We start from the raw sequence: 16,314 nt of genomic DNA, 5'->3' as shown, positions 1-16,314 counted from the left end.
TCTTGGAGCGACCCCACGACCGGCACTTCGGGAAGCGGGCCGAACTCCTCGGCGGCCGACCGCTCCCGCCGCCCGCACTCGTGCCGGAGCCCGTGCCGGCCGGGAGCCCGGTGGGCACGGTAGAGGCAGTGCTGCGCCGCCAGCTCACCGAGCACGGACTCGGCCTCGTCGATCTCGGTGAACCGATGACCAGTGCCGGCCTGCTGGAGCTGGGTCACCGGTTCGGCGAGGTCATGCCGGAGACCGATCCGGCTGTGCTGCCCAACGTCGAGGACGGCCGGATCCTGCACCTGATCAGCGCCGAGGGGGACACCGCCGACGCCACGCGGCAGCCGTTCGCCACGAGCGCCCTGAGCCTGCACACCGAGGGCAGCGGGCGGCCGACCGGTAGCCAGCCGCGATACATCGTCCTGATGTGCCTGCACGCCGGGGACGACGAGAACGCCGCGCAGACCGTCCTGGTCCCGTTCGCCGGGGTCGACGAGCGGCTCCAGCCCGCCGACCGGGAGATCCTCGCGCACGTCCGGTACGACCGCCCCGGCGTGCCGCCGATCCGGCGACGGGTGGACGGGCGGCCGGTCTTCTCGTTCCGCGACTTCCAGTCCGACACGCTGCGCTGGGTGTCCGACACCGACCAGTTCGACGCCGCGACGGTCCGGGCCGCCCTCGCCGCACTGCTCGCGGGCATGTACGAGGGCGACGTCGCGCGAGGGCTCCAGTGGCGTCGCGGGCTCCTCGCGGTCCTGGACAACACGTACGTCTTCCACGGCCGATCAGCGGCGCCGTTCCAGGGCTCGACCCGCCACCGGCATCTCAAGCGACTGCGAATCACGGACCGATCGGGGGAGGTGGCCGGATGACGGATGTCGAAGGGCTGTTCAGTGACGTCGGAGCGCCCCGGCTGTCGGTCGTGCCCGCCGATGTCGAGATGCTCGCGGCGCAGCGCCCCGATCCCTCGCGGGCATCGATTGCCCTGGACCCGGGCCCCGACGCGCGGCTGCTGGAGGTGTACGCCCGAGCGGTGAACCCGCAGGACCCGTTCGAACTCCGCGATCTCTACCTGGGCCGGGTCGAGTGCGAACTCGGGGTGGAGAGCCACCGCCCCGACCTGGCGGCCCGGTGGCGGCAGTCCCGGCACAGACGCGAGGTGGACGCCGCCACGGTGCTCTCCTCACGGGCGACCGTACGTTTCGTCAAGGAACTGTTCAACTCCTACTTCCGCGACGACCTCTACGGCGACCTGCGCTCGCAGGCGGGGATCATCCTCTCCAGCGGGTCGGTGGACGAGGAGCACTGGGGTCTGCCCGGCGCGTTGAAGGACTGCATCTCCTACGCCCTGAGCCGGGACTGGTACGGGTACTCCGACTCCCGGGGGCGTGAGCCGGCCCGGGATGCGGTCGCGGCGTACGAGTCGGCCCGGCTGCCCAGCGCGGGATACACGGCCGACAACGTGGCGCTGACCATGGGCGCGACGCTGGCGATCAGCACGCTGGTCGACTTCATCCTGCTCGAGGCGAGCCCGGGCGGCGGCGCGTCGCTGTGCGCCATACCCAACTATCCGCCCCTGGTGGAGTCGGTGGCCCGTCGAGGGCCGGTGTCGCTGGTGCCGCTGGCGTCCACCGCGGACGGTCGGACGTCGCTGCGACCGCTGATCGCCGCGCTGCGCCCGGACACGCCGATCGTGCTGCTGCAGACGGCCGCGAACCCGACCGGCGCCCTGGTCTGCGAGGACGAGCTGGAGCTGCTGATCAAGTCCGCCTCGCCGAACACCCTGATCGTGCTGGACGAGTGCCACGAGTGGTTGGGGGAGCCGGTTCCCACCTCGCCGGCCCGTGCCGCGGCCAACGTCATCCGGGTCAGCAGCCTGTCGAAGAACTGGTCCGCCCCGGGCCTCAAGATCGGCTGGCTGATGGCGGACAGCGGTTTCATCGATCGCTACTACGAGTACGCGTCGACCACCTTCGGCGGGCCGCCGTCGTTCTTCTACACCGTGGTCGAGGTGCTGGCCCGGATGGAACGGTGGCTGATCAGCGGTGACGAGGAGTTGACCACCGCGCACTGTCGGGAGTTCGAGTCGACGTACGGCCTGCGCCTGCCCAACCTGCAGCGCGCGTACGACAGCTACCGGGCCGAGCGGAGGGCCCGCGAACGGTCCCTGACGCTGATCCGCGACGCCTACCACAACGGCATCCGACTGCCGGGGGTCTCCGTGCTGCCGGCGCGCTACTCCATCAACCTGACGACGTCGTTCGACGACCACGAGGACTCGTACCTCTGTTTCCGGGAACTGTTGCGGGAGACCAACGTGTCCCTCTTCCCCGGCATTCTGACCTTCTGCCTCTCCGGCGCGTTCATGCGGCTGACGACGTCCCGGCCCTGGTCGGACTTCGCCGAGGCGATGCCTCGGCTGCGGCGCTACCAGGAGCGTGAGGTCAAGCCAGTCTGACCGTCACCGTCTTCGGTCGCTGGAACTCGGTGAGGGCGAGGACGCTCAGGTCGGTGCCGTGACCTGACGCTCCTCGCCCGCCGTGTGGCAGCTCGGGGCACTGCTCCAGAACGCAGTTGACCCACACCTCGCCGGCGTCGAGCGCCCGGGCGACGGAGAGCAACTGGCCGGTCCCGGCGCCCCAGACGCTGCCCGCCAGCGCCTGGTCGACACCGTTGGCGAGGCGGACGGCGTCATCGATGTCCTCGGCGGCCTGCACGGTCAGGCAGGGGCCGAACAACTCGTTGGCGACCGCCGGATCGTCCGGTTCCAGGTCGGCCAGGATCCGCCCTTCGGCCCAGTAGCCGTCCTCGTGGGAGTCGTCGCCGAGCGCCAGCCCGGCGGAGTGGCTCACCCCGGCGGCGGAGCCCGAGATGATCTGCCGGTAACGGCGGATCTGGTCGGCGTTGTTCAACGGGCCGAACGAACGGCCGGCCTGCCGCTGGCTCATCGCCTCAGCGAGACGGTCCACCACCTCGGCGTAGTTCGACCGTAGCGTGATCACCCGAGCCGGTGCGGCGCAGCTCTGCCCGGCGTTGTAGGTGGCCGCGCCGGTCAGGTCGGCGTAGGTGTGCTCGGGCGCGTCCGGCAGCACGATCGCCGGGCAGTTGCCCCCGAGTTCCAGGCTGACCCGGCGCAGCCCCGCCCGGGCGGCCACGTCCCGGCCGCCGGCGATGCTGCCGGTGAACGCGATCGCGTCGATGGGACTCTCCACCAGCAGCCGGCCCGTCGCCCGGTCGCCGGGCAGCGCGTTGAGCACTCCCGGACCGAGTGAGTCCCTGGCGTCCCTGGCCAGCAGCAGCGCGCTGTCGGGAGTGCTCTCGGCCGGCTTGAGGAGCACCGCGTTCCCTGCGGCGAGCGCCGGCCCTATGCGCCAGGCGGCCATCAGGATCGGATAGTTCCACGGCACGATCGCACCGACGACGCCCAGCGGCTCCCACCGTACCCAGCTCTCCCGGTTCGGGAGGTGGTGCCCGGCAGCGGGCGCCAGCGCGGCGCGCACGGCGCCGGCGTAGAACCGCAACAGGTCGATGCTGTCGCGGATCTCGCCTTCGGCCTCGTGGGCCGGCTTGCCGGTGCCGGCCTGTTCGGCGGTGACGTACTCGCTCAGGGCGCCGTCGATCCGGTCGGCGAACGCCAGGAGACGGCGGCTCCGCTCGCCCGTCGGCAGCCCGGCCCAGGACCGCTGGGCCTCCCGCGCCGCCTCGACCGTCTCGGTGACCGTCGACCCGCCCGCACCGGCCAGGTCTGCGCGGACCCGCCCGGTGCGTGGGTCGGTGAGCCGGAGACCGGTCGGTGAAGGCGGGACGTCAACGGCTTCTGCGGTCATGGGCATGATCCTAACCGGGAGGACGGCGCGATGTGGATCTCGTCGGTCCCGCCTCCCGCGCGGGTCGGCCGGACACCTTCAGGCCCGGGCCGCCATCGACTACGCTCGCCGGGGCACGGGAAGCGCGCCGATGGAACGGCTGACGACAGGGCTCGGCCGGGCTGTGAGGGAGATGCCATGGGACTGCCCGTGCCGACCAGAACCTGTTACGGGGTCGTGCATCTGGCCCCGCTGCCGGGCACTCCGTTCTACGAGCCCGATTCGTTGCGTCACACGCTGGCCCGCGCGGTCGAGTCGGCGCGTGCCCTAGACCGGGGTGGCGCGCACGGCTGCCTGTTGCAGACCGCGGACCGGGTCTACGGTGTCGAGGACGACTGTGATCCCGCACGGCTCGCGGCCGTCGCGGTGATCACCGAGGCTGTCCGGGCGGCGACGGACCCGGCTTTTCGGGTCGGCGTTCAGATCATGCGGAACGCGACCAGGGCGTCGCTGGCCGCCGCTAAGGTCTGCGGTGGGAGTTTCGTCCGGGTGGGCGCCATCGTCGGTGAGACGTTGAGCTGGCAGGGCACGGTGCGACCCGATCCCGCCTCGGTGATGGCGTACCGCCGGGCCATCGACGCGTGGGACGTCAAGGTGATCGCCGATGTCGCCAGCATGCACTTCAGCTGGCCGAACGGCGACAAGCAGCCCGGCGAGGTGGCCCGCGCGGCGATGAACGCGGGCGCCGACGCCGTCTGCCTGGGAGACCCGGACGAGTCCCGTACCCTCGAACTGATCTCGCAGGTCCGGCGCGCGGCCCCGGCGGCTCCGATCTACCTGGCCGGTCACACGGACCACGACAACGCCGCCCGGCTGGTCGGCGCCGCCGACGGTGTCTTCGTCGGGGGCTGTGTCACCGTCGGCGGCTGGGCCGGGGACGTGTCCGAGCAGAAGGTCCGGTCCTACATGGAGATTTTGAACTCGCTGTCGCCCCGGGAGACCGCGTGAGCGCCTACACGGTGGCCGCGATGCGCGCGGAGGTCGACGGCCTCGCCTCTGACCTGGCCGTGCTGACCGGTGCACTCGGCAAGCAGCTCGACGAGCTGCGCTCCGTCGAGCCGGCACCCCGCCGGATCGTCCTGGCGGGCAGCGGGGACTCCCTGTACGCCGCCCAGGCGGCCGAGTACGCCTTCGACCGTTTGCCGCACACCACCTGCGTGCTTTACGGCACGCAGCGGTTGCTCGACTACGGCCTCGGCCGATCGCTCCCGGAGCCCGCCGCGGCGACCCTGGTGGTGGGCGTCTCCGCCTCGGGCACCAGCGTCGCGCTGGCGGCCGGGCTGGAACGGGCCCGGGCGGACGGCTTCCGCACCCTCGCGATCGTCGGATCCGCCGACACGCCCGTGGGCCGCAGCGCACACCACAGCGTCGCCACAGAGCTGCCGAAGCGCCCGCCATCCCCGGGGATCCGGAGCTATCAGGCCAGTCTTCTCACCCTCCTGCTCCTGGCCGAGGGTTATGCGGACGCCTCGTCGGCCTCCACCGTGCCCGGGGGCGACGGGCTCGCCGCCCTGCCGGACATGGTGGAGTGGGCGGTGCGGCAGCAGGCGGAGCCGTGCCGACGGTTGGCAGAGCAGATCCTGCGGACAGTTCCGGTGCAGGTGCTGGGTGGGGGGCCGGCTCTGGGAACGGCACGGTACGCGGCGGCGAAGATCATCGAGGGTGCCGGAGTGCCGGCGCTGGGCCGGGACCTCGAGGAGTGGTGGCACGTCGAGCGGTTCGCCACCGAGGCAGGCGCGCCCCTGATCGTGCTGGCGCCGCCCGGGCCCAGCCACGAGCGCGCCGTGCGGCTGTGCGCGCAGGCCCGCGACCGTGGTCACCTGGTGGCCGCGTTGGCCGAGCCCGGCGATGAGGAGATCCGGGAACAGGCGCACCTGGTGCTGCCGCTGCCCGGGGGGTGTTCCCCGGCCTGGTCTCCCCTGATCGAGCACGTCTTCGCCGCTCCGCTGGCCGCCGACCTGGCCGAACTGCTGGGCCGGCCCCCGTTCCACCGTCGTTGAGGGCGTCCCCAGGTGGGCGACGTAGATGCGCGTCGGGCCGACGGAGACCTTAGGGTCGGCGCCATGAACGCTGTCAGCCCGGCCCGCGACGGCCACGCGCACATCCCACCCCCGACCAGGCTGTACGGTGACGCCCTCCGGTTCGGGATCCACTCCGGACAGTTGCACGGCAGCTACGAGATCTGCCGTGATCTCTGGCGGCGGGCGGAGCACCTGGGCTACGACTGGATCTCGCTGATCGACCATTTGCGACCGCATCTGTACGGCCCCGACCAGCCCTGCTTCGAGGGCATGACGCTGCTGGCCGCTCTCGCCGCGCAGACCGAGCGGATCCGCTGCGCCATGCTGGTCACCGGCGCGATGTGGCGGCATCCCGCCGTCACCGCCGCTGCCCTGGCCACCATCGACCACGCCTGCGACGGGCGGCTTGAGGTGGGTCTGGGTGCGGGCGGGCCGGATCTGGCCTACGAGCAGTACGGCATCCCGTTCCCCTCCGCCGCGGAACGGATGGACCGGCTCGACGAGACCTGCGAGATCCTCCGGCGGCTCTGGACGGAGCCCGAGACGACGTTCGAGGGGCGGCACTTCCGGCTGGACCGGGCCCGGCTCGCGCCGAAGCCCCGCCAGGCCCACGTGCCCCTCGTGGTGGGCGGGAGCGGGGTGCGGCGGACGCTGCGGACAGCGGCCCGGCATGCCGATATCTGGAACACCCTGGCGACCACCACGGAGGACTACGGTCGTCAGCTCGCCGCCCTGCGCGGGCACTGCGTGGAGGTGGGGCGCGACGAGGCCGGCATCCGTCGATCGGTCACGTTCCGGGCGGTGCTGGTCGAGCGGGCGTCCGACGTCGACGCGAGATCGGCGGAGCTGTTGCGCGGAGCGCCGGACGAGGTGCGTGCCGAGTACCTGAGCTTCGGTGCGCCCGAGCAGTGTGTGGCGGACCTCAAGCCGTACGTCGACCTCGGCGTCCGGGACTTCCTCCTGGCGGTCAAGCCGCCGATCGACTGGCAGACCGTGGAACTCATGATCACGCGGGTGGCCCCGGCGCTACGTGAGTACGCGTCGTCGCGGGAGGTCCGAGGATGACGCAGCCCGATGCGCCGCGCGTGCGGCGGCGGCAGGTCGGCGTGACCGGTCCCGACGGACCCGACGCCGGACGGGCCGTCGACGAGATCACGCTCTCGGCGGGTGACATCGACGTGACGGTCTGGACGTACGGCGCGACCCTCGTCGAGGTGGTGGTGCCCGACCGGGCCGGCGACCGCAGCAACGTCGTGTGCCGGCTGCCGGACCTGGCCGCGTACGAGGACCGTGCGCTCAACGCCTATGTCGGGTCCACCGTCGGGCGGTACTGCCGTGGCGTCCGGGACGGGACCTTCCTCCTCGACGGCGCCCGGTACTCGCTGGACCGCAACGCCGGCCGCCACCACCTGCACGGCGGTACGAACGGTTTCGACCGCCGGGTGTGGCAGGCCCGCGTCGAGGAGAGCCCGGACGAGGTGGCGGCGGTCCTGACGTTGGTCAGCCCGGACGGGGACCAGGGATACCCGGGGGAGCTGACCGCCGAGGTGGCGTACCGTCTGCACGCCTCGGGCCGGCTCGCCTTCGAGTACCGGGCGTCGACCACCGCCCCGACGCTCGTCGGTCTGACCAACCACGCGTTCTGGAATCTGGCCGGCTCGGGGACCGTGGACACCCACCTGCTCGCGCTCAACGCCGAGCGGATCGTCCCGTTCGACGAGGAGTTGTTCCCGCTGGCCGGCCCACTGCTCCCGCTGGCCGGGACCCGCCTGGACTTCCGTGCCCCGCGTCGCATCGGAACTGCCCGGCTGGACAACTTCTTCGTCCTCGACGATCCACGGTGGGCCGCCGAGCTGCGCGACGAGCGCAGCGGTCGCCGGATGCGGGTGGTCACCGACCAGCCGGGGCTCGGCGTGTACAGCGGCGACGGGCTGTTCGCGCCCCGCGCGGGGCTGGCCCTGGAGGCCGGCGCCTGGCCGGACGCGCCTAACCTTCCGGACGTCCCGTCGGTCCGGCTCGACCCCGGACAGACCTACCGGCACCGTACGGTGCACGAGTTCTTCGTCGGCTGACCCGGCCCGTCGCGTCCCGGCCCACCCGGATGGTGGGCCGGGACGCCGGAACGTCAGGCCCTACGGAGCCAGAACGTCAGGCCGAGCGACTCGTCGGCGAACGCCTCGGGGTCGGCCCACGACGGTTCCCCGTCGGCGCAGTCGGCGGCCAGCACCTCATCCGCGACCAGGTCGCGGTGCTCGGCGAGGGCCAGGGCCGTCTCCTCCCGGGTCGCCCGGTACCGCAGCACGATCCGGTCGGCCACGTCGAGGCCGCTGGCCTTGCGTGCCTCCTGGATCTGCCGGATCGCGTCGCGGGCCACCCCGGCCCGCCGCAGCTCGGGCGTCAGGTGCAGGTCCAGCGCCAGGGTGGCGCCGGCATCGCTGGCGACCGCCCAGCCCTCGCGCGGCGTCTCGACGATGATCACCTCGTCCGGGCCGAGGGTGACAGGCTCATCGCCCACCGTGACCGTCGCGGATCCGGACTCCCGCAGGGAATCCTTGAGGGCGGAGGCGTCGGCCGCCGCGATCGCCGCGGCCACCTGCTGCACCGTCTTCCCGAACCGCCTGCCGAGGGTGCGGAAGTTGGCCTTCGCCGTGGTGTCCACCAGCGATTCGCCGGCCCCGCCCACGGCGGTCACCGACCCGATGTTCAGCTCGGCGGTGATCTCCGCCAGCAGCTCCGGGGACAGCTCCTCGAAGCCCTGTGCCGAGGCCAGCGCCCGGGACAGCGGCTGCCGGACCTTCATCCCGGAGTCGGCGCGGGCGGCGCGACCAAGTTCGACCAGTCGCCGCGCGAGCGCCGTCTGCCGGGACAGGGCCGGGTCGATCAGGGACTCGTCCGCGATCGGGTACGGGGCCAGGTGCACCGACGGCGGCGCGTCCGGGGTGACCGGCACGACCATGTCCTGCCACACCCGCTCGGTGATGAACGGCGTGATCGGCGCCATGAGCAGCGTGACGGTGGAGAGCACCTCGTGCAGGGTGGCGAGCGCCGCCGGGTCACCCCGCCAGAAACGCCGCCGGCTGCGCCGGACGTACCAGTTGGAGAGGTCGTCGACGAACGCGGCCAGCAACCGGCCCGCCTGGTGGGTGTCGAACGTGGCCATCGCGGCGTCCACCTGCTGGACCAGCGTGTTCAGCTCGGAGAGCAGCCACCGGTCCAGGACCGGCCGGTCCGCGGGGGCCGGGTCGGCGCCGGACGGGGACCAGCCGGCGGTCCGCCCGTACAGCGCCTGGAAGGCCACCGTGTTCCAGTAGGTCAGCAGGATCTTGCGGACCACCTCCTGGAGCGCGGTGTGCCCGACCCGTCGAGCCGACCAGGGCGAGCCGACGGCGGCCATGAACCAGCGCACCGCGTCCGCGCCGTGCTGGTCCATCAGGGGGATCGGTTCGAGGATGTTGCCCAGGTGCTTGGACATCTTCCGGCCGTCCTCGGCCAGGATGTGGCCGAGGCAGACCACGTTCTCGTACGGCGACCGGTCGAACACCAGCGTGCCGATCGCCATCAGGGTGTAGAACCACCCACGGGTCTGGTCGATGGCCTCGGAGATGAACTGTGCCGGGTACCGCTTCTCGAACAGCTCGACGTTCTGGTACGGATAGCCGAACTGCGCGAACGGCATGGAACCCGAGTCGTACCAGGCGTCGATCACCTCGGGAACCCGCCGGGCGGTCGTCCCGCAGTGGCAGGTGAACGTGACATCGTCGATGAACGGCCGGTGCGGGTCGAGCCCGGTCACGTCGGATCCGGTCAGCTCACTGAGCTCGGCCAGCGACCCGACGCAGGTCAGGTGCTCGTTCTCGCAACGCCAGATCGGCAGCGGGGTGCCCCAGTAGCGCCGCCGCGACAGCGCCCAGTCGACGTTGTTGTTGAGCCAGTCGCCGTACCGGCCGTACTTCACGGTGGCGGGGTGCCAGGTGGTGCGGTCGTTCTCGCGCAGCAGGGCCTCGCGCACCGCGGTCGTCCGGACGTACCAGGAGGGCTGGGCGTAGTAGATCAGCGCGGTGTGGCAACGCCAGCAGTGCGGGTAGCTGTGCTCGTACGGGACGTGGCGGAAGAGCAACCCCCGGGCGGCCAGGTCGTCGATGAGCGGGCGGTCCGCCTCCTTGAAGAAGACGCCACCGACGAGGGGTAGTTGCGGCTCGAACCGGCCGTTGGGCTGTACCGGGTTCACCATCGGCAGACCGTACGACCGGCAGTTCACCAGGTCGTCCGCGCCGAAGGCCGGTGCCTGGTGGACCAGGCCCGAGCCGCTGTCCGTCGTCACGTACGACGCGAGGATCACGATGTGCGCGTCGGGGATGTCGACCAGGTCGAACGGCGCGTGGTAGCCCCACCGTTCGAGCTCCTGGCCCTTGAACGACTCCCCGGTGAGGTCCCAGCCGTCGCCGAGCACCTGGGCCATCAGGGGCTCGGCGACCACCAGCTGCTCGTTGCCGTCGGTCGCCACCACGTACGTCACGTCGGGGTGCACGGCCACCGCGACGTTCGACACCAGGGTCCATGGCGTGGTGGTCCAGACCAGCAGCGACGCCCGCCCGGCCAGCGGCCCCGAGGCGAGCGGGAAGCGGACGTACACCGACGGGTCGACGACCGTCTCGTACCCCTGGGCGAGCTCGTGGTCGGAGAGGCCGGTCTCGTCCCGGGGGCACCACGGCGCGACCCGGAAGTCCTCGACCAGCAGGCCCTTGTCGAAGATCTGCTTCAGCGACCACCAGACGGACTCGATGTACTCCGGGTCCATCGTCCGGTAGGCGTCGTCCATGTCCACCCAGTAGCCCATGCGCTCGGTGAGGCGGGCGAACGCGTCGGTGTGCCGGGTCACCGACTCGCGGCAGCGGGCGTTGAACTCCGCGACGCCGAACTTCTCGATGTCCTGCTTGCCGGAGAAGCCCAGTTCCTTCTCGACGGCGAGCTCGACGGGCAGGCCGTGGCAGTCCCAGCCCGCCTTGCGGGCGACGTGGAAGCCCTTCATGGTCTTGTAGCGCGGGAAGACGTCCTTGAAGACCCGCGCCTCGATGTGGTGGGCTCCCGGCATGCCGTTGGCGGTGGGCGGCCCCTCGTAGAAGACCCACTCCGGGCGACCGCTGGACTGTTCGAGGCTGCGCGCGAAGACGCTGTTGGCGTGCCAGAAGTGCAGGACCTCGTGTTCGAGATCGGGCAGATCGACCTGAGTCGGGACGCTGCGGTACATGGTTCCTCCGACGGATGCATGGGGTGAAGCTCCGGCGGAGGGACGAGGCCTACGGCCCCGCGGTACCACCCTCCTTGGCCGCGTGCGGCCCTCTCTTTTCGGGTGCGGTCGGTTCTACTCGGCCTCGCGGCCTTTCCTCCGACGGCTCCGGGGTGATCTTCCCGCCGTGCAACACCCCCGGGCTTCCACCATCCCCGGGTCGCTCTTGGCTGCGTACGGCGGTACTCGTCCCCATCTGCGCCTCGCGGCAATATCGTAACCCACGCGTCATATCGCCGGAGCGGACCCGAGGCCGGCGGCACGGGGGTGACCGGCGGCGTCGGCCCGACGGCCCACCGTCACGCCGGCCCTTCGTCCACCGCCGGCCGCGCGTCCGGGCCGCGCGCCCAGTCGGCGAGCAGTGACCAGGCCAGCGACGCCCGTGGGGGCAGGGCGAGGAACCCGCCGGCGGGGGTCTCCACCGGGGCGCCGGCGAGGGCCCCGGCAATCTGCCGACGGGTGAACCAGCCGGCGGCGGCGATCTCGGCCGGGTCGGTCCGGACCGGTTCCCGGGGATCCGCCAGGGCGCGGAAGCCCAGCATCAGGCAGCCGGGGAACGGCCACGCCTGGCTGCCCGCGTACCGCAGGCCGGTGAGCGTGACACCGACCTCCTCAGCAACCTCCCGGGCCGCCGCCTGCTCCGGCGACTCCCCGGGCTCGACGAATCCGGCGACGCTGGAGAACTGCCTGGTCCCCGCCACCATCGTGCCCGGCGCCCGGTGCGCCAACAGGCAGCGCCCGTCGGGCCCGGCCCCGCCGTCGTGCACCAGCACGAGAACCGCGGGGTCGATCCGTGGCCGGACCAGGGCGCCGCTGTCGTCGGCCCTGGCCCAGCCGCCCATGACGGGCCTGGTCGCCGCCCCGGTGGCGGGGGAGTACGCAGCGGCGGCGTGCCAGTTTCCCAGGGCGGTCGCCACGGTGAGCAGCGCCGCCTCCGTCTCGGCGAGCCGGTGCCCGATCCCGCGCAGGTTCCCCCTGCCCGTGATGCCCGTACCCGCGACGACGGGCAGGGGCGCGACGACGGCGAAGACGGGTGTGTCGTCGATCGCGCCGAGGAACAGCCGTTCCCCCGGCGGCGCGTCGGCGGAATCCACCAGCGGCAGCGTGGCGGACACGCCGTCGGCGTCGGGCCGGTCGGAGTCCCGTACCAGGACGTCGCCGCCCCCGGAAACGTCGATGACCAGGACACGGGCTCGCGGCCAGGCATCGGCGATCCATCGCTCGTCGCTGCGGCGACGGCGGCACCGGTCCCACGAGCCCTGCGGTGCCACCGAGGCGGTCCTGTCCGACACGGTTACGGCAGCGGTGCGTCGAGGTGCGCCGCGACCTGTTCGGCCAGCCTCGGCCGGAGGATCTTCCCCGTGGCGGTCCGGGGAATGGCATCGAGTGACAGGACCCGTCGCGGCACGACGGTGGTGGCGAACGAGGCGCGCAGCGCGGTGCCGACATCCGGCCGCTCGCCGGGGGCGAACACCACCACGGCCACGATCTCGTCACCCAGGAACCGGTGCGGCAGGCAGAGGCACGCCGCGTCGCGAACGCCCGGCAGCGCCCGTAGCGCCCGCTCCATCTCCTCGAGGGAGACCGTCTCGCCACGTACCTTGGCGATGTTCTTGCTGCGTCCGGTGATGACGAAGTAGGCCCGGTCGTCGTCCGGGTCGCGTACCGCGAAGCCCATGTCCTGCGAATGGAACCAGCCGTGCCGGAAGGCCTCGGCGGTGGCGGCGGCGTTACCCGCATACCCGGTCATCACGTTGTGGCCACGCATGCACAGCTCGCCGACCTGGCCCGGCTCGGCCACCCTGCCGTCCTCCAGCAGCACGGCGACCTCGTTGCCGGGCATCGCCGCCCCGATGGACGGGATGTCCGCCTCCAGGACCAACCGGCGGTAGGTGTCCGGCGAGACGTCCATGGGCACCGTGGTGGAGAAGTTGGTCGTCTCCGTCAGCCCGTAGCCCTGTAGGACCCGCACCCCGAGACGCCGCGACACCTGCTGCGCGGTCTGGGCGGTCAACGGCGCGGCGGCCGAGACGAAGTACCCGAAGTCTCCCGGCAGCCGCGGCGACCGCCAGGTGTGGGTGAGGGCTTCGAGGAGACTCGGCACCACGCTGGCGATCCGCGGCCGGAACCGTTCGAGCAGCCGGGGATAGCCGAACGGGTCGAACGCGTGCGCGAGCAGCACGTGGGCACCCGCCGCGAGCGGGCCCAGCACGGTGAAGTGGAGCCCGTTCACGTGGTGGATCGGAAGGCACCCCAGGATCCGCTCGCCCGGCCCGATCCGGTGATGGGCGCGCAGCGCGGCGGCGTTCGCCACGACGTTGTAGTGCGACTGCACCACGAGCTTGGAGGCGGCCGTCGACCCGGAGGTGCCGATGAGGAACGCGTCGGCGCCCGGTTCCACCGGCGCGTCCGCCTCACCGGCCGCCGGGTCCGCCAGGGTGGCGGGGTCCGGAATGACCACCGGCGTCAACGACGGGTCGAGGGAGACCGCCGGGGGGTGCAGGACCACCTTCGCCCCGGCGGACTCGACCTGCGGGCGCAGTCGGGCGACCGGATCGGCGGGGCTGAGCAGCAGCACCGCGCAGCCCGCGCGGAGGGACCCGAGGATGCCGATGACCGACCGTGCGTCGTTGACCGGCGCGAGCGCCACGACGTCGCCCGCTCCCACCCGCGCCTCCCGGCGCAGCCAGGCGCCCACTCGTCGGCTCAGGCGATCCACGTCGCGGTAGGAGAGCGTCGTCGTCTCGCCGTCCGCCGTGGCGGTCGTCAGGAAGGCGGCGTCGCCGAGCGTGGCGACCTGGCGCAGGAGAGTCGACACGATGGTGCCGCCGTACTCCCAGGGCGGCCCGAACGGGTGGCCGAGGTAGCTGTGGGCGAGCTCGTGATCCGTGGCCTGACCTGTGCGCATGTCTAGGCGAACCGATTCGGGGAGTGGGGACGATCGAGGTCGCTCGGACCGGGCCCGTCGGCGCCGGTGGGCCCGCGCAGGGCTGCGACCGTGTCCGCGATGGACGTGACGGTGCGAAATGTGGACCAGTCGAGCATGTCGGACGCGAACGTGACCGAGAACCTGTTCTCGATCAGGACGATCAGCTCGACGACGGCGAGGGAGTCGACGCCGAGCGCGGCCAGCTCCGCGTCGGGATCGTCCAGGGCGCGTACGTCGGCAGCCTGCACGTACGGCCGCACCAGCTCGGTGATGGTCCTTCTCAACTCATCCACTACAGAGTCCCGTTCCCTTCGGACGACAGCCCTGGGCTGTCCGTACCCGGCGAACCCCGTCGGGTCACGTCGCTGATTCGTCGCGGCTCGTCGTCGGCCGCTCGCCACTTGTCGCCGCAGGCTATCCGGCGACGAGTTTCTGCAGGTGGACCCGGCGCACGCCGCCGTCGGCCAGGGTCGGCCCGTGCTGGGTGAAGCCGAGCGTGTCGAGCATCCGCCGCGTCGCCAGCAGGTCGGGGTTGGCTTCGCAGCGCAGCACGTCCGCACCCCGCTGGTGAGCGAGCTCGACGGCCCGGCGCAGGCACCGGACGCCGACGATCGAGCCCTCGTACGCCGGCGCGACGGCCAGTCGTTGCAGGTAGACCGGGCTGGTGGCGGGCGGGTAGACGGAGAGGTCCAGGCCGTGCGGGGGCTCCTGGGACAGCGTGAACGAGGCCGCCGCCTCGGTGCCGTGCCGCAGCAGGTGCACCGAGCCCGCCCGCACCCGGCGTTCGGTGGTGTCGAGGTTGCGGACGGGGGCGACCATCCCGTACCGGGCCGCCTGGTGCCCGTCACTGGCACACAGCAGGGCGTGCGCCTCCGACGGATCCGTGGCGACCGCCCACGTCCACTCCGTCAGCTCGCCGTCTGAGCTCTCACTGGACACAGCGGTGAATCCTGCCCGGCCGGTTCTTCCCTCGTCAAGCATGCCGTGATGGCCGGTGCCCACGTGATCAACGGTGGTTACAGTGACCTCCATGACCGCCCACGATGTGTCGACGTGCGCAGGGCCCACATCGGCCGCCGAGCATCCGTTCGACCCGCCGGTCCGGCTCTCGGCCTGCGTCATGGCGCATCCCGCCCGGCAGGCGGCCGCGGAGCGTCTCGCCGTGGCGCTCGCGGAGTTCGACGCGGGCGTGGCGACCGACCCGGAGCCGGGCCGGCCCGGCGGCACGCTGCGCACCTCGCGCATGGCGTGGTCGCGGGTCGCGCCGGGCGCGACGCACCACCTCGTCGTCCAGGACGACTCCGTCCTGGCGTCGGACTTCGTGCGGCGTGCGCTCGCCGGGACACGCGCGCTGCCGGGGCACGCCCTCGGTCTGTTCACCGAGTGGGGGTCGTTCACCTCGTACGCCCTGCGTATCGCCGCGCTCGCCGGTGCCGACTGGGTCGAGGTCGTCGACGGGTACATGCCGGCCCAGGCTCTCATCCTGCCGGCCGAGGTCGCCCGCGAGTTCGACCGGTACGCCGAACGGGCCACCACCGGCGACGAACCGGACGACGAGGTGCTCCTGGGCTTCCTGCGGGCGATGGGCGTGCCCATGGTCGTGTCGGTGTCGAATCTCGTCCAGCACGGCGACGAGGTGAGCATCGCCGGCAACGGCTGGCACGGCCTGCGTAAGGCCGCGTGCTGGCCGGCCGACCCGGTGACGCCGGGCGAGACCGTTCTCGACCGGATCGCACTCGTGCCGTTCTTCTCCTGGTTCACCGGGGACGCCATCTGCCGGTTCCGCGATCGGCCGGCCACCGAGGACTGGCGGCAGGTGCCGGCCATCGACCTGTTGCGGGCCTACGGCCTCGGGGACGACGACGTGCGGCGGCTGATCGCCGACGGAGGCCCGCAGCGCCCGGCCGAGGGCGAGGTGCCGGGCCACCTGACGCAGGCCCTTGTCACGGCGGCGGTCGCCGTGGGGCTCCTGGCCGGTGAGTGCGGTGTCCCTGCCGACGGCGCGCGGACCAAGGAACCGGTCGCGGCCGCCGCGCTGGCCACGCTGGTGCCGGGTGGACTGCGCAACTTCGTGGACGGCCATGCCCTTCCCGCGGTGAGTGAACAACTCGCACCTGTCGTGGACGCGGCGGCGCAGTGGGGCCTGGAAACGGCGCGACGGACGTCCCGCTCCGGCCGCGACCTCCCGGCGGCGCGTCACTCCTCCCGGTAGGCCGGCCCTGT

Annotated in this window: 13 protein-coding genes; 7 read left to right on the top strand and 6 right to left on the bottom strand. The window is 72.3% G+C overall.

What is annotated here, in order from left to right; translation table 11 throughout:
* The first annotated feature begins 2 nt into the window (after positions 1 to 2).
* Complete coding sequence (locus ACFYZF_RS17755) at positions 3 to 860, top strand: TauD/TfdA family dioxygenase (protein WP_387021692.1); 858 nt, start codon at positions 3 to 5, stop codon at positions 858 to 860.
* On the top strand, positions 857 to 2,446 hold the full coding sequence (locus tag ACFYZF_RS17750; RefSeq protein WP_387021690.1) for a pyridoxal phosphate-dependent aminotransferase: 1,590 nt from the start codon (positions 857 to 859) through the stop codon (positions 2,444 to 2,446). Before ACFYZF_RS17755 ends, ACFYZF_RS17750 begins: the two co-directional genes overlap by 4 nt.
* Here ACFYZF_RS17750 and ACFYZF_RS17745 read toward each other — a convergent pair.
* Positions 2,433 to 3,815, bottom strand: coding sequence for an aldehyde dehydrogenase family protein (locus tag ACFYZF_RS17745; protein WP_387021687.1), 1,383 nt, complete (start codon positions 3,813 to 3,815; stop codon positions 2,433 to 2,435). The genes ACFYZF_RS17750 and ACFYZF_RS17745 overlap by 14 nt on opposite strands.
* 177 nt (positions 3,816 to 3,992) lie before the next feature.
* On the opposite strand from ACFYZF_RS17745, the gene ACFYZF_RS17740 reads away from it, so the two are divergent.
* From ACFYZF_RS17740 to ACFYZF_RS17725, 4 genes are all read left to right on the top strand, one after another.
* Entirely contained in the window at positions 3,993 to 4,802 is an 810-nt protein-coding gene (locus ACFYZF_RS17740; protein WP_387021684.1) for a BtpA/SgcQ family protein, read from the top strand.
* The gene (locus tag ACFYZF_RS17735) at positions 4,799 to 5,854 is read left to right on the top strand and encodes an SIS domain-containing protein (RefSeq protein ID WP_387021681.1); all 1,056 of its coding nucleotides are present in this window, start codon (positions 4,799 to 4,801) and stop codon (positions 5,852 to 5,854) included. The genes ACFYZF_RS17740 and ACFYZF_RS17735 overlap by 4 nt, the downstream gene beginning before the upstream one ends.
* Before the next feature lie 63 nt (positions 5,855 to 5,917).
* Complete coding sequence (locus ACFYZF_RS17730; protein ID WP_387021678.1) at positions 5,918 to 6,940, top strand: LLM class flavin-dependent oxidoreductase; 1,023 nt, start codon at positions 5,918 to 5,920, stop codon at positions 6,938 to 6,940.
* Positions 6,937 to 7,947, top strand: coding sequence for an aldose epimerase family protein (locus tag ACFYZF_RS17725; RefSeq protein WP_387021675.1), 1,011 nt, complete (start codon positions 6,937 to 6,939; stop codon positions 7,945 to 7,947). The genes ACFYZF_RS17730 and ACFYZF_RS17725 overlap by 4 nt, the downstream gene beginning before the upstream one ends.
* 53 nt (positions 7,948 to 8,000) lie before the next feature.
* Here ACFYZF_RS17725 and ileS read toward each other — a convergent pair whose 3' ends face one another.
* The 5 genes from ileS to ACFYZF_RS17700 form a co-directional block, all read right to left on the bottom strand.
* Complete coding sequence (ileS, locus tag ACFYZF_RS17720) at positions 8,001 to 11,123, bottom strand: isoleucine--tRNA ligase (protein WP_387021672.1); 3,123 nt, start codon at positions 11,121 to 11,123, stop codon at positions 8,001 to 8,003.
* A gap of 338 nt (positions 11,124 to 11,461) precedes the next feature.
* Positions 11,462 to 12,454, bottom strand: coding sequence for an NAD(+) diphosphatase (nudC, locus tag ACFYZF_RS17715; protein WP_387021670.1), 993 nt, complete (start codon positions 12,452 to 12,454; stop codon positions 11,462 to 11,464).
* Between the two features lie 2 nt (positions 12,455 to 12,456).
* Positions 12,457 to 14,070 carry a class I adenylate-forming enzyme family protein gene (locus tag ACFYZF_RS17710; RefSeq protein WP_387021667.1) on the bottom strand — a complete coding sequence of 538 codons (1,614 nt, stop codon included), beginning with the start codon at positions 14,068 to 14,070 and terminating at the stop codon, positions 12,457 to 12,459.
* A 2-nt stretch (positions 14,071 to 14,072) separates the two neighbouring features.
* The gene (locus ACFYZF_RS17705) at positions 14,073 to 14,375 is read right to left on the bottom strand and encodes a phosphopantetheine-binding protein (RefSeq protein ID WP_387021665.1); all 303 of its coding nucleotides are present in this window, start codon (positions 14,373 to 14,375) and stop codon (positions 14,073 to 14,075) included.
* 130 nt (positions 14,376 to 14,505) lie between these two features.
* Positions 14,506 to 15,030 (bottom strand): GNAT family N-acetyltransferase, encoded by a 525-nt coding sequence (locus tag ACFYZF_RS17700; protein ID WP_387021662.1) that lies wholly within the window; start codon positions 15,028 to 15,030, stop codon positions 14,506 to 14,508.
* 91 nt (positions 15,031 to 15,121) lie between these two features.
* Between ACFYZF_RS17700 and ACFYZF_RS17695 the strand changes: the two genes are divergently transcribed.
* Positions 15,122 to 16,303 carry a hypothetical protein gene (locus tag ACFYZF_RS17695; protein WP_387021659.1) on the top strand — a complete coding sequence of 394 codons (1,182 nt, stop codon included), beginning with the start codon at positions 15,122 to 15,124 and terminating at the stop codon, positions 16,301 to 16,303.
* The last annotated feature ends 11 nt before the right edge of the window (positions 16,304 to 16,314 follow it).

The sequence above is a fragment of the Micromonospora sp. NPDC001898 genome (assembly GCF_042891255.1).
Classification (GTDB): Bacteria; Actinomycetota; Actinomycetes; order Mycobacteriales; family Micromonosporaceae; genus Micromonospora.
The sequence above is the reverse complement of the archived record's forward strand: the minus strand, read 5'-3'. Positions and strand labels throughout refer to the sequence as shown.